A 14,139-nucleotide genomic window follows, 5' to 3' on the forward strand; every position below is an offset into this window, starting at 1 on the left:
GATGTTAGTTATCACCGTATCATCGGTATCAACATTAATTATCGAAGTAGAAAGATTATACTTTGTGTCGCATCCTACATTTCAAAGGATAAAAGGTTTAATCATTGTGAACCCTTAGAAGTCGTAGATATTGAAGTGCCAGATGTCGATTTTGATTTATTCATCAACGAAGATCCAAGAGGTATTGCATATCTTTGGCTAAAAGAAAATGTTGAGGGATTTGAACAATCAACGGATGATGTAGAAGTAGAGGAGGATGTATGATGCCTAGAAAGTTTACCAACAGCAAGCTAACAGAAATCGTTGTGAACATGTTTGCTATGAATGAAGTGATGTTTATTTATTACTGCGGTTCAGATAACTACAAGACAAAGCAAAAAAAGTCTGACACAGATTTAACGGTAGTTTTAAGTAACTTCAATGGCATCATTCATGCTTCAATTGAAGGTGTTGATATATTCGCTTATGGATATGAGAACTTTTTACAAAGACAGTCTATGAATGACACATTGCCACTTTACAACCTGATTCATTCGGATGATGTGATCAACATGGCAGATAATCTAATCTATCTAAATCCAAGTTATCAGACGGAATATAACAGTATCACCGCCTTGAAGTTTGAAGATGTATTACCTCAATACCTAGATGCAGTCATTGAGTATTTCAATCAACTCGTCAATGTTGAAAATGTGATAGTCAAAAGAAGCTATCACATTATTAGAATCAGAGGTATTTTAGAGAAATACTTAGAAACAGGAAAATACGATGTAAACCTAAATGAGGTGTGGTTAAACAAAGTATTTGAACATAAAAAGAACTGGGATAAAGAGTTGAACACACCTGACCACTTAACCCAGTTAAAAACATATCTTGATGAAATAATTACAATTAGAGAAGGTTTGAGAACTTGAAAGTTAAATACTTAATATTAACAATTGTAGGATCCTTAGGTTCCTTAGCCTCATACCTATTTGGAGGATTTGATAAATTGTTAATCGCACTCATAATCTTCATGATTATTGATTTTCTATCTGGTTTAATCTTAGCAATCGTGTTTAAGAAAAGCAGTAAAACAAAAAATGGCAGAGTGAGTAGTGAAGCTGGTATTAAAGGACTAGCTAAGAAAATATTCATTCTGTTTCTAGTTGCTTTAGCTGAACAGCTAGATATTGTATTAGGTACGAATCTTGTAAGAGATGGAGCTGTGATCGCCTTCATATCGATGGAAGGTGTAAGTATCCTAGAAAACTCAACGCTTGCAGGATTGCCTGTTCCTAGAATGATTAAAAATGCACTTGAAGTGCTAAGTAAAGGTGAGGATAAGAAAGATGAATAATACAGAATTAATAACGACCATCTTCAGTGTGATACTTTCACTTGTGTCTATCGGATTAGGTTACTGGTCAAAAAGAAACTCGAAAGCAAAATTATACTTTGAAACGTTTATCAAAGTTGAAGAGCAAATTAGAAAGCTTTGTATTGATGCAGAAAAGAATTATACTAAAGGCGATCAAAAGAAGAAATACGTGATCTCAAATATAAGTCAGTTCCTGCTTGATCAGAAGATTACAATTGATCTGGGTACTATTGATGGAATTATTGAATCGATTATAGATGTTTCTAACCAAATTAATAAACCAAAATAAAAATGACTTTTACAGCCATATAAAGCCATTTTAAATTGACTTAAATGTATAAATTTGATATAATAATTATGTAGCATAACACTTCGGTACCCACTCCGATTGTTATGCTACTTTTTTTATTTTTGTCTATTTTATGCCATTTAATTGCGCACTACCAAAGACCTCGTATTAGGAAAATTATCCTTTTATGAGGTTTTTTCATTTTATACCGGCAAAATCAAAAAAAGATGCCATTAACCATTGAGGAGCGATGAAATCTTTCGTTAAATAGATCAAGCACAAGCAATCATTAATCCAAGAGTTTGAACCAATTCTTTGGAATACGATGGTAAACGAAGCGGTCGTAAACAAAGACAATAAGATTAAGTTCAAGTTTAAAAATGGATGAGAAATTATCATTTAACGTTAAACAGCCTCAACAACGAAGCTTTTTTCAATATAGAGATGTAGACAAATGGACATTTTTATTGTATATTAAAGGTAGTCCGATAAGGTAAGGGAATTATTTCCTCAAAGTAATTGAGTAACGCGATTTGTATATTAACTCTTTCGGGAAGCGGGAGTTAATATGCTTAAAGTCTTACAAGTACTATTTTGATTTAATAAGACCTATTTAAGGGATAAGTGTACCTATGCAGGAGTATGCCTATTCTATCGGGAGGTCTTTTTTATTTTCTCGGACAAATCATAGGAGGAAATCAAATGAAGGATTTAAAAGAACACATCGATGATGTACAAAGAAAATGTAGTTACTATTTTAAGAACACAGATTTGTTGCTTCAAGCTTTCACAAGAAAGTCTTATTCAGCTGAACATGGTGGGGAGAACAATGAGGTTTTAGAGTTTTTAGGCGATCGAGTTTTGGATTTTTATGTGACCAAAGTTATTGCTGAAAGATACGGATTTTTCAAGTCTCAAACGGATACATATGATGAGCAAGAAGATAACGATGAATATTGCATTAAGGCTCATAGAAACGAGCAAGACTTTACTGAGCTGAAAAAGGAAATCGTCAGCAATGCAAATCTCGCCAAAAGAATTGAAGAACTAGGTTTCAAGTCCATGATGTACTTGGGACAAAGCGACATCGATAACAAGGTATGGACTCAAGAAAAAGTTAAAGCTGATTTATTTGAAGCTATTCTTGGTGCCATCGCAATCGACAGTGACTGGGATCCAGATGAGCTCCAAAACTCTGTGGAATTCATGCTCCAAATTGATGATCAATTACATGATGTAGAAGATGGCATGGATGAGCTAAAAGAAAATCTAACACAGGATAATGCAGTCAGCACACTTAAAGAATTGGCTGAAAGTGGCAGATGCTCCATACCACAATACGATATTCCTGATGAACAAGTGTATGATGATGGTGAGTATTGGTGGTCATGTACTTGTTATGTTAGAAGCTGGTCCATTCAAAAAACAGCACTTTCTAAGTCGAAAAAGAGTGCCAAAAGGTATGCCGCTTATCTTGTTTTGTGTGACTTCTTTGGTATAGAACCTGAAGAAGAATAATTAAAACGAATGCCTAAAGGGTACTTGGATTACCATGATATAGAAAAGCTTCCCAGATGACACTAGGCTATGGTAATATTCCGCATACAAGTACTTTTTTATTCAAGGATAAATTAGATATCTCATGCTCATAGCAAAAACTATGGGCATTTTTCTTTATCATTGTCGTTAAACATATCGGAAAAAAGTATTTAAAAGTAGAAATTATTATATCAAATGTAGCTAAAATATTACAATTCGCAATAAGTTGCGAAAAATTCGCATGTTCATATTGTGAAATTAATACTATTGTGCTATCATTTAAGTATATTGCAATTGAAAGGTGCTGGATAATATGGATATCAGTTATAAAAAACTGTGGATTGTTCTAATTGAAAAAGATATTACACCAGCAGATTTGCGAAAAGATCTAAACATCGCAACGGGTACAATGACTAAACTTAGAAGAAACGAAGAAGTCGCCCTTTCTGTATTATTGAGGATTTGCGAGTATCTCAATTGTAATATTGGAGACATTTGTGATGCTGTAAAAATTGACAATAATAAGCATAATAAGGGGTGATGGTATGTTTTGTTCAAATTGTGGCAAACAATTAGAAGATGGTTCAAAGTTTTGTAATAGTTGCGGTAGTCAGGTTGAAATTAGTGAACAATCTGCTTCTGATTCAAAAAGAAAAATAATCTTTGATGGAAAAATTCATAAGTGCCCAAATTGTGGATCTCGGTTAGATTCATTTGAACACAAGTGCAAAGATTGTGGTTACGAGCTTAGGGGTTCAAATGTGACAAATGTTGTCAAAGAACTGGCTGAGAAATTAGAAAAAACAAATTCTGTGGCTAAAAAAAATGATTTAATTAGCAATTTTTATATTCCTAACACAAAAGAAGATATTTATGAGTTTTTTATCTTAGCTATATCAAATTTGACAACCGATTCTAGATGTGAAGAAGCTTGGAAGTCTAAGTTAGAGCAAACATATCATAAAGCAAAGCTATCTTTTGGTAACACATCAGAGTTTGAATATGTAGATAAATTATATGGTAAAACAATGAGATCGTATAAAAATAAATCACTTAACAGAAATTTACAACGAGGATGGAAGTATTTTTTAGGGGCAATATTATTCGTTATAGGTATAGCTATGCTCATTTTTGGATTTTTTATGGGATCTGAATCAGGTGATGAAGATTCACCTTTCTATATGGTGAGTATGATGGGTTTCTTTGCTTTGTTTGCTGGTGTAGGTATTTTTCATTGGGGTTCACAAAAGAAAAATACTTCTGGCTCTGATAGCGATGAAGATGAAGAAGAGGAAGAGAAGGAATAGTTTGTTGTAACAAAAAATGGATTAACAAATCATAATAAGAATGGAGAGCTTACGTATGAGTTTTTTAAGAAAAAAAGGTGGATTCAGTGATGTAATCCGATGCGATGAAACTAATTACTTGGTCTGGAAATGGCATCCAAATGGAGTAAATGAGAGGGATTCAAAAAGAGAAACAGCAATTAGGACTAACTCCATATTAAGGGTGAAAACTGGTGAGGTTGCTGTTTTTGTGTATAAACAAAAAAACGGTACAATGCAGGACTTTATCGTTGGTCCATTTGATGAAAAACTGAAAACGAAAAACTTCCCTATATTATCTTCAATTATTGGACTATGGTATGAAGGTGATACTCCATTCCAAGCAGAGGTTTTTTTCATTAATACATCAATAGCGATTCAAACTAGATTTGGTATTCCCTATTTTGATGTTGTAGATTCGAGATTTCCAGACTTTCCTGTTCCTGTTGCGGTTAGAGGAGCCTTGACATTTAATGTGGAGGACTATAAAACATTCGGTAACTATCATCAAATGGTTAATTTCAATATTGAAGACCTCAAGAATAAGATAAATGCTTCTGTAACACGTTATGTAAAAGAAGTTGTTACAAATGCATCATCTGAACACGATATTCCAGTAATTGCGATTGAATCGAAGATTGATTTTATCAATGAAAAAGTGGAATTATATGTTAAAGATAGACTTTTAGATCTTTTTGGCATATCAGTTACGGGTATTGATATTAGTACAATCGAAGTTGATAAAGGCAATGAATCATATATTGAACTCAAAAGAGTTACTAAGGATATTTCAACCATTAAAGCAGAAACTGAACTTCATAACTATCAAGAAGAGTTAAGGATTAAAAGAGAAGAAGGACAGTATTCTCAACGCATGGGGACTCGACAATCCAATATTGGTGCTTATCAGACTGAAATTGGCGGTCAAGTAGGAATTGCTGGGGCAGAAGCCTTAGGTAAGATGGGAGAGAAAGGTGCTGGGAATATTGACTTAGGCGGACAAAACGCAGGTTTTAACCCAGTTTCAATGATGGCTGGTATGGCTGTTGGTTCTGCAGTTGGTAAAAATATCGCTGGAACTTTTGACAATTCTATCAATCAAAATAGTACAAAACAAAGTGTTCCGCCTGCAGTACCAATTACTACATTTTATGTTTCAAAAGACGGAAAACCTGTTGGTCCTTTTGACCTGGATACTTTAAGAAGTATGGTAGTTAGTGGTAATTTAAGTCCGGATAGTTTTGTTTGGAAAGAGGGCATGCCCGAATGGCAGAAGGCTAGTTTGCAAAGCGAACTGTCAGGAATATTTCCTCCGAAAATTTAAATTCAAAATGTTACTCATAAGATAGAGAAGGGGGAGTATGCCGTGTTTAATATAATTACTAAATTAGGTATACCAGGAACTAATGAAAACGATTAGAAGTATTTTTTTAGTGATGATGATATTTTTAGGTTTTGTTTTAATGGGATGTGAAGTAACAGTTGAACTTGATGATAACGAAGCACAAGTAAAATCATCCTCATCTTCACTAGTTGGAACAGATTACGAAGATGTTGTTGCAAAATTTGAATCCTGGGGATTTACAAACATTCAAACTGAAGTGGTATACGACATAATTTGGGGTATTACAAAAGAAGGTACAACAAAAAGTGTGAAAATTGGCGAGTCAGAAAATTTTTCATCGGGTGATATTTATGAAAAAAATGTCTCAATTATAGTCACGTATTCAATGAAGGCTTCAAATGATCCGACAAAACAGAAATATTCAATAACTTGGCAATATGAAGATGGAACCATTATTGAAACCGAAAATGTACTATGGGGTAATGTTCCTAGCTACACAGGTGATACACCTTATAAAGAATCTACTAACGAGACTAAATATACCTTTAGTGGATGGACTCCAGAAGTAGTTGCTGTCACGGGTGAAAAAGTATATACCGCAGTATTTACAGAAAGCGAAATTGACTTGAATAAAGTCGATGTAGTAAATTCTGAGTCATATTTTGTAGGAAAAAACTTTGAGGAAGTAGTCGAAATTCTGCAAGATTGGGGATTCATCAATATCGAAACTGTCCCTGTTTATGATATCATTTGGGATATTACTGAACCTGGTTCTACAAAAAATGTAACTATCAATGGTTCAGACACGTTTAAGAATGGGGATGTGTTTGATAAAGATGTGTTGATAATCATCACCTATTCAATGCGTGATGATGATGACCCTACTAAGCAAAAATATACAATAACATGGCAGTATGAAGACGGAACAATTATTAAAACAGATGAAGTCTTGTGGGGTTCTGTCCCTATCTACACGGGAAATACACCATCAAAGAATTCAACGAATGAATTCAAATATACTTTTAATGGATGGGCTCCAGAAATAGAAACAGTTACAGGTGATAAAACATATGTAGCTCAATTTATAGAAGAAGATGTTCAATATCAAGTTTCCTATTTGATTCCTGATCATGTTGTTCAAATTATATCAGGAGGAGTTCATTACCTAGCAATTACCAGTAGTGGACAAGTATATTCTTGGGGAATGAATTATTATGGTCAACTTGGTGACGGGACTAAGAAAGATAAGAGTACACCTGTGAATATTACTGAGAACTTCAATCTTTCTGATGGTGAGCTTATAACGAAAATTGAAGCAGGAAGTCATCACAGCATTGCTCTTACTTCGTTAGGTCGAGTTTTTTCGTGGGGTAAAAACAATTCAGGGATTTTAGGAGATGGAACAACGGTTGACAAGTCCATCCCAACTGATATAACTCAGTGGTTCTATCTTAGTTCCAATGAAAAAATAATTAACGTTTTTGCAGGCGAGAGAGGAGATCACTCTTTGGCCACTTCCTCTAGCGGACGAATTTTCTCTTGGGGGAATAACCAATATGGTCAACTCGGAGATGGCACAAAAATGAATAAAATTATCCCAGTCAACATAACGGGTTATTTTGGAATGACTGCGGGTGAAACAATAAATTTCGCGGTCGGTGACAGCCACACTCTTGGAGTGACATCAACTGGACGAGTTTTCTCATGGGGTAGAAATAACGTAGGACAACTAGGACATGGAACAACTACAGATGAAATGGTTCCTGTGATGTTCAATGTGTTATTTGATCTATATTCGAATGAAAGAATAATTTCTCTTGGTGCATCACTTGCACATTCGCTAGCATTAACTTCAAGAGGTAGGATTTTTACTTGGGGAACAGGCAATGCAGCTCAGCATCCAGACGGTACCTATGCGGATAAGAAAGTACCAACGGATGTTACTTCATATTTTAATTTAGCTAGTGGAGAAACAATTGTCAAAGCTTATTCAATGGGATCACATGCATTTGCAATCACTTCAGAGAATCATTTATTTGGGTGGGGGCATAATTTGTACGGACAAACTGGTGATGGGACTACAGTATCTAAGGCTATCCCAATTGAGATTACGAGCAATTTTGATTTAAGTGTTGATGAGGTTATTATTGAATTTGTTGGTGGTTTTTACGACTCACTTTCTATTACCTCAAAAGGACGAATATTTGCATGGGGTTGGAACTTTTACTCGTCTCCGACCGAACTTCAAAATCTAAAAAAATCTACGATTCTTAAGATTGACACTTATCGACTTAACGAAACAATCATAGAGTATATTCCTATTAGGGAAGGTTATACATTTGGTGGTTGGTATACTGATGAGATGTTTTCTAAATTATATTCATTTAGTCTTATGCCAGCACAAAATATTGAACTATATGGAAAATGGATTCCTAATGATTAGTGATTGGTTGGCACAATGAATACACGAGCCTTTTATTAATTATCTCTTTATTAAGCCATAATTTAGGGGTGCTAAAACTTCTACACGATATGAAGAGGCTAAAAATGTACAGCTAATATTTGATTTTTACCTTCAAGGCAAAAGTATTATAGGAATAATTGAAGAGTTAGAAAGGCTTGGTATTAAATCCCCAACTGGAAAAGATAAGTGGAGTAAAGGACAATTGATGTAATGTTAAGTAATGAAAAATATATAGGAATAGTTCGACTATTAAATTCAGGGAAGTACGAAGCTCATTATATTTCTGAAGATAATAATCCTTCTATTATAAGTGATGAACAGTTTAAGGCAGTACAGATTGAGAAGGCAAATAGAAGTAATGTTATAAAGGGTGAAGATGGCAACCAGAGAAAAAATAAAAAGTACAGTTCTAAGAGAAAATAGCAAATTTGGATTTATGGAGGTTACTTGGATTGAAAAAAATGAAAAATAATAATAAGTCAAAAAGAATCATCATAATTACAATTCTAATCTTATTGGCTGTTTTTGGAGGTATAACCGTCTGGGGTAATCTTACAATAGGCACCACTCGTTATAAGATAACTTTGGAGCGTTTGCCAGTTGCATTTGAAGGATATAAGATTGCACAGATTGCAGATTTGCATAATTCAGAATTTGGAGAGGATAATTCGAAAACAATTAAAATCTTGAAAGAGGAGAATCCTGATATCATTGTTATTACTGGTGATCTGGTAGATTCAAATCACATGGACATAGACATTGCAATAAAGTTTATTCAACAGGCGGTAAAAATTTCTCCGTGCTATTATGTGACAGGCAACCATGAGGCATGGATTGGAGATATCTACTATGAACTGGAAGAACAATTGCTCGACGCAGGTGTCACTGTATTACGTGATGAGGTGATTACAATATCGAATGATAAAGACAGCATTCAACTGATTGGTTTGGACGATCCTGATTTTTCAGATCAGGCTCCTTACCTTCAAGAGAGCATGCTAGAGGCTAAACTTTACAATATGAATTTAAAAGATGGGTTCAAGATTTTATTGTCGCACAGACCAGAATTCTTTGGAGTATATGTAAAAAATGACATTGATTTAGTTCTCAGTGGTCATGCACATGGCGGGCAGTTCAGAATTCCTTTTATAGGGGGCGTTATTGCTCCAAATCAGGGGTTCTTCCCAAAATATGATGCAGGAGAATATCATGAAGCCAATACTACGATGATTGTCAGTCGTGGTATTGGAAACAGCATAATTCCCGTAAGAATTAATAACAGGCCAGAAGTGGTTATTGTCCAATTATATTCTCAATGATAAAACCTAGCTTACAGGGTATTTTGAAGCATAAAAACAAAATAGCCTACTTTCTTAAAGGTAAGCACAGATGACATAGAAAAGAAAAACGACGAGTAAACATTGATAAATAAAGATATCTTACGATTTATTGACTTATTCCATAAATAGTCTAAGTATTTCACGTTGAGTCTATCGTATTGCTTTCTTTAAAAACGGCTTAACAAAACCATTCATATAATAATAGAAGAAGTATCTAACCTCTTAAATCAGGGTTAAATACTTCTTTTTTACTTTTTGCCCAATGTGGAAACATATCGAAATCAATGTGGAAACATCTAAAGAAGTTGTTTTTATTGACTCCGTAGTTTATTGTGATACAATATATCTATATGAATGAGCGCTCATATAGATAGGAGATTAGTATGGATCAAAAAGATATAATAGAGTTTTGTGAATGTAATGTTCTTCACCCTGAAAAAATAGAAATAGCCCATAAAAACTTACTAGATAATGAATCTATTTCACTGCTAACTTTGTTCTTCAAAACATTTAGCGATCCCACAAGAATGAAAATCATATTGGCATTAAAAGAAACCGAGTTGTGTGTGTGCGATCTGTCTGCTGTGATCAATGTCAGTCAATCCGCTGTCTCACATCAATTGAAAACCTTAAGAGAGAATCGTTTGGTTAAATACCGAAAAGAGGGGAATGTTGTTTATTACTCGCTTGACGATGACCACGTCCACGTGTTAATAACTCAAGCAATGAATCATCTAAAACATAAGTAGAATGGAGAAAAAACATGAAAGAGATTAAATATAGTTTATCAGAAATTAGCTGTGCGAGTTGTGCAGATAAGATTGAACAAAAGATAAAGAAGTTAAACGGAGTTGAGGAAGGTTATTTAAACTTTGTTACAAAAGAAATCAAGGTACAAGTTGCGGATTCAACTGATACTGCAAGACTATTTGACACGATTAAAAAAATTGTGAAAGATGAAGAGGGTGATGTCGAGGTATGTGAACTAACCCCAAATGTCATTTATGCAATAGATGGTTTAGACTGTGCAAATTGTGCGGCTAAGATTGAAGAAAAATTAAACAAAACCGAAGGAATTTTAGGTGCCAACGTTGATTTTATAGCAAAAAAACTGACACTTCAATTCAAAAATTCGCTAGATCAAAAACGTATAGAAGAAAAGGTTCAAAAAATTATTGATAAAATTGAACCCGGCGTAACGATAGCACAATCAAATGTGAAGAATGAAGATCACGTGGATGAAGAATCATCAATGACGAAAGATTTAATCATCTTCGGTATAGGTATCTTACTATTTATTGGAGGATTATTGATTGCTGAAGGAACGGTTTTTCGTTATGTATTACTTATACTAAGTTATTTCATCATCGGTGGAGAAGTTGTACTGAAGGCAGTCAATAACATATATCGAGGTAAGGTGTTCGATGAAAACTTCTTAATGACGATAGCAACTATGGGTGCATTTGCTATTGGAGAGCATCCTGAAGCAGTTGCAGTTATGATTTTTTATCAGGTCGGTGAATTTTTCCAAGACGTAGCAGTCAATCGATCCAGAAGATCCATAAAAAAATTGATGTCAATCAGACCTGATGTCGCAACGATTAAAAAAGGCAACACTTCTGTGGAAATGCGTGTTGAAGACGTTCAAACTGGAGAGATAATGATCATTAAACCAGGCGAAAGAATTCCGCTTGATGGTGAAGTGTTGTCAGGAGCTTCCACAATTGACACAAAAATTCTAACAGGAGAATCTGTGCCTGTAAATGTTACAAAAGGTGAGATGGTACTCTCTGGTTGTATTAATATCAATGGTTTATTGACCGTTAAAGTTACCAAACTCGCAAGCGAATCAACTGTTTCTAAGGTACTTGAAATGGTTGAAAATGCAACCAGCAAAAAAGCACCAACCGAGAATTTTATCACTAAATTTGCACGAGTATATACTCCAATTGTCACTTCGTTGGCTGTTTTGATTGCGGTAATACCACCACTCGTTATACAAGGTGCAACTTTTGAGGAATGGATCTACAGAGCACTTATATTCTTAGTTATTTCGTGTCCATGTGCACTCGTTGTATCGATTCCGCTTGGTTTCTTTGGTGGTATTGGAGCTGCATCAAGAAATGGTATCTTAGTTAAAGGTGGAAACTACCTAGAAGCATTAAATAACATTGAGATTGCAGTTTTTGATAAGACTGGCACATTGACTGAGGGAACGTTTACAGTGACTGAAATCAATACAGCTAATGGTGCAACACAAGAAGAGTTGCTTGAAAAAGCAGCTTATGTGGAAAGTTTTTCTAATCATCCTATCGCTGTCTCAGTCGTCAATAAATACAATAAAGAAATAGATCAAAGTTTAATTACTGATGTTGAAGAAATATCTGGACACGGTGTAAAAGCAACTTATCAAAATGATATCATTGCAATCGGGAATGCTAGATTGATGAAAAGAGAAGGTGTTGAATTCAAGGAATCTGTTTCGTTGGGTTCAATTATATACATCGCTATCAATGGAAAATATGTTGGAAATATTGTTGTCTCAGATCAGATAAAGAAAGACTCAAAAGCAGCTATCAAAATGTTGAAGTCATTAGGCATTAAAAAAACTGTCATGCTAACTGGTGACAAGAAATTAGTTGCTGATGCAGTTGGACAAGAGTTAGATATCGATGAAATTCATAGCGAATTGTTGCCTGAAGATAAGCTCAATATTGTAGAGAAGTTATTACTCCAAAAATCGAGCAGAGGGAAGCTGTTCTTTGTAGGTGATGGTATCAACGATACACCAGTATTAGCGAGAGCTGATATTGGAATTGCTATGGGTGGACTCGGTGCCGATGCAGCCATCGATGTAGCTGATGTCGTGATTATGAATGATGAACCTTCTAAGATAGGTACTGCGGTCTTTGTGGCAAAAAGAACTAGAAAGATTGTATGGCAAAACATATACTTCGCATTAGGAGTTAAACTCTTGTTTCTAGCCTTAGGAGCTGTCGGAATCGCAACTATGTGGGAAGCCGTGATTGCTGATGTCGGGGTGTCATTATTAGCAGTACTAAATGCAATGAGGGTACTCAAATATAACTATAAAATAAATAATTAACTTAAATTATACTAACTTATTAGAGTTTATTCAATTTACGGTTATGTTTTTTAACAAGTCTCTAATAAAAACAGCTTCATTAAGCCATAAATTAAGGGTGCTAGAAAATTACATATATATGACACTAGGGTGCTAAAATTTTTACACGATTTGAAGGCTAGGGTGCTAAAGTTGTATTAAACCTCAAAACCTTAGACAGTAAAGTGACGGAGGACTTAAACCCTTTTGAATACTCTTTAGGTGATGAGATAAAATGAGTGTAGTTCGTATTGGCAATTTAGCATAAAAACCAAAAAATATGTTACTTTGGTATTTTAGCCATCAGTTCAACCATGTAAGGGGAAACATATTTTAGTCGATTTTGATGTTACTTCAATACACACAAGGTTGATTTTGCAAGCAATATGGTTTTTTCAACGCACGTTGAGTCTATCGTATTGCTTTCATTAAAAACCGCTTAACAAAGCCGTTCATATATAATAACAAAAGGTGATTTTACCTATCAAAGGGTAAAGATTGCCTTTTTTTATTTTTTAGCCATTGTGGGAACATACGCATATCATTGTGGGAACATATTTTTTGTTCAAATGGACTGAAAATGATAGTCGAGGTTTGTTTGGGTAAACATATTTTGACATCTTATTTTGCTTTTTCAATTTATCTAAATCGCTCTATAAAGTGCTCTGCTACGGAAAAGTGGGACACATAGGTACCACCTAAAAGAACATATTGTATAATATAAAAATATAAGGAGCAGAAAGCTATGAATGAGTATAGTGTTGACTTCAAACTAAAGATTGTTAAGATGATATTAAATGATCACATCAGTAAAAAATCCATTATGAGGGAATATAACGTCGCTGCCAAAACACAAAGACAGTGGGTAGAGAAGTATCAAACAGAAGGGATCAGTGGTTTAATAACCAAAAGAAAAATAAAAGATAAAATACCAACGAATCAAGAAGAAGCATCAATTGAGTCTTTAAAGCATGAAATACTCATGCTGAAAGTAGAAATAGAACGTTTAAAAAAGGTTATAGCTCGGAGGATGTCAAATACTTAAAAAACAACAACTTCTAAATTATGAGTATAGTTTGGTCCATAAGTTCAGAGTTAAATACTATATAAACGACTTGTGTGAATATATCGGAATTAGTAGGAGTGGATATTATAGATGGTTAATGAGAATAGATATTAAAACACCAAGACAAGAAACAAAAGAAACACTCAAACAGCTCATTAATAATTACCATACTATCCATCCTGAAAAAGGGTATAGAGCAGTTAGAAAAGATATATTCAATGATACAGGATGGATAGTATCAAGTTACTTAATGTATCAGTGTTTTAGAGAAATGGGCATCTATTCTA

The 14,139-nt window shown here is 34.4% G+C and carries 14 protein-coding genes and 1 pseudogene; all 15 read left to right on the forward strand.

Annotated features, from left to right (window positions below):
* Positions 1-264 (forward strand): hypothetical protein (locus JN09_RS07245; RefSeq protein WP_204434394.1); only part of this gene is annotated, 264 nt, incomplete at its 5' end.
* Positions 264-914 (forward strand): hypothetical protein, encoded by a 651-nt coding sequence (locus JN09_RS07250; protein ID WP_204434396.1) that lies wholly within the window; start codon positions 264-266, stop codon positions 912-914. The genes JN09_RS07245 and JN09_RS07250, both read left to right, overlap by 1 nt.
* Complete coding sequence (locus JN09_RS07255) at positions 911-1,339, forward strand: phage holin family protein (protein WP_204434398.1); 429 nt, start codon at positions 911-913, stop codon at positions 1,337-1,339. Before JN09_RS07250 ends, JN09_RS07255 begins: the two co-directional genes overlap by 4 nt.
* Complete coding sequence (locus JN09_RS07260; protein WP_204434400.1) at positions 1,332-1,649, forward strand: phage holin, LLH family; 318 nt, start codon at positions 1,332-1,334, stop codon at positions 1,647-1,649. Before JN09_RS07255 ends, JN09_RS07260 begins: the two co-directional genes overlap by 8 nt.
* Before the next feature lie 702 nt (positions 1,650-2,351).
* Entirely contained in the window at positions 2,352-3,167 is an 816-nt protein-coding gene (locus tag JN09_RS07265) for a ribonuclease III domain-containing protein (RefSeq protein WP_204434402.1), read from the forward strand.
* Positions 3,168-3,501: 334 nt separating this feature from the next.
* Positions 3,502-3,729, forward strand: coding sequence for a helix-turn-helix domain-containing protein (locus JN09_RS07270; protein WP_204434405.1), 228 nt, complete (start codon positions 3,502-3,504; stop codon positions 3,727-3,729).
* 4 nt (positions 3,730-3,733) lie between these two features.
* Complete coding sequence (locus JN09_RS07275; RefSeq protein WP_204434407.1) at positions 3,734-4,495, forward strand: zinc ribbon domain-containing protein; 762 nt, start codon at positions 3,734-3,736, stop codon at positions 4,493-4,495.
* A 55-nt stretch (positions 4,496-4,550) separates the two neighbouring features.
* On the forward strand, positions 4,551-5,837 hold the full coding sequence (locus tag JN09_RS07280; protein ID WP_204434409.1) for an SPFH domain-containing protein: 1,287 nt from the start codon (positions 4,551-4,553) through the stop codon (positions 5,835-5,837).
* A 139-nt stretch (positions 5,838-5,976) separates the two neighbouring features.
* Positions 5,977-8,301 carry an RCC1 domain-containing protein gene (locus JN09_RS07285; protein ID WP_204434411.1) on the forward strand — a complete coding sequence of 775 codons (2,325 nt, stop codon included), beginning with the start codon at positions 5,977-5,979 and terminating at the stop codon, positions 8,299-8,301.
* 148 nt (positions 8,302-8,449) lie between these two features.
* Positions 8,450-8,745 (forward strand): annotated as a pseudogene (locus JN09_RS07295) (recombinase family protein).
* A 38-nt stretch (positions 8,746-8,783) separates the two neighbouring features.
* Positions 8,784-9,641 (forward strand): metallophosphoesterase, encoded by an 858-nt coding sequence (locus JN09_RS07300; protein WP_204434423.1) that lies wholly within the window; start codon positions 8,784-8,786, stop codon positions 9,639-9,641.
* A gap of 404 nt (positions 9,642-10,045) precedes the next feature.
* On the forward strand, positions 10,046-10,411 hold the full coding sequence (locus JN09_RS07305) for an ArsR/SmtB family transcription factor (protein ID WP_025724738.1): 366 nt from the start codon (positions 10,046-10,048) through the stop codon (positions 10,409-10,411).
* Positions 10,412-10,425: 14 nt separating this feature from the next.
* Positions 10,426-12,768, forward strand: coding sequence for a heavy metal translocating P-type ATPase (locus tag JN09_RS07310; RefSeq protein WP_204434415.1), 2,343 nt, complete (start codon positions 10,426-10,428; stop codon positions 12,766-12,768).
* A 763-nt stretch (positions 12,769-13,531) separates the two neighbouring features.
* Positions 13,532-13,831: a helix-turn-helix domain-containing protein gene (locus JN09_RS07315; RefSeq protein ID WP_204434417.1), complete on the forward strand. Its 300-nt coding sequence runs from the start codon at positions 13,532-13,534 to the stop codon at positions 13,829-13,831.
* A 118-nt stretch (positions 13,832-13,949) separates the two neighbouring features.
* The coding region (locus tag JN09_RS07320; protein WP_204434419.1) for a hypothetical protein at positions 13,950-14,139 on the forward strand (190 nt) is incomplete at its 3' end.

Origin of the sequence: Paracholeplasma morum, assembly GCF_016907055.1 — a bacterium.
Classification (GTDB): Bacteria; Bacillota_I; Bacilli_A; order Acholeplasmatales; family UBA5453; genus Paracholeplasma; species Paracholeplasma morum.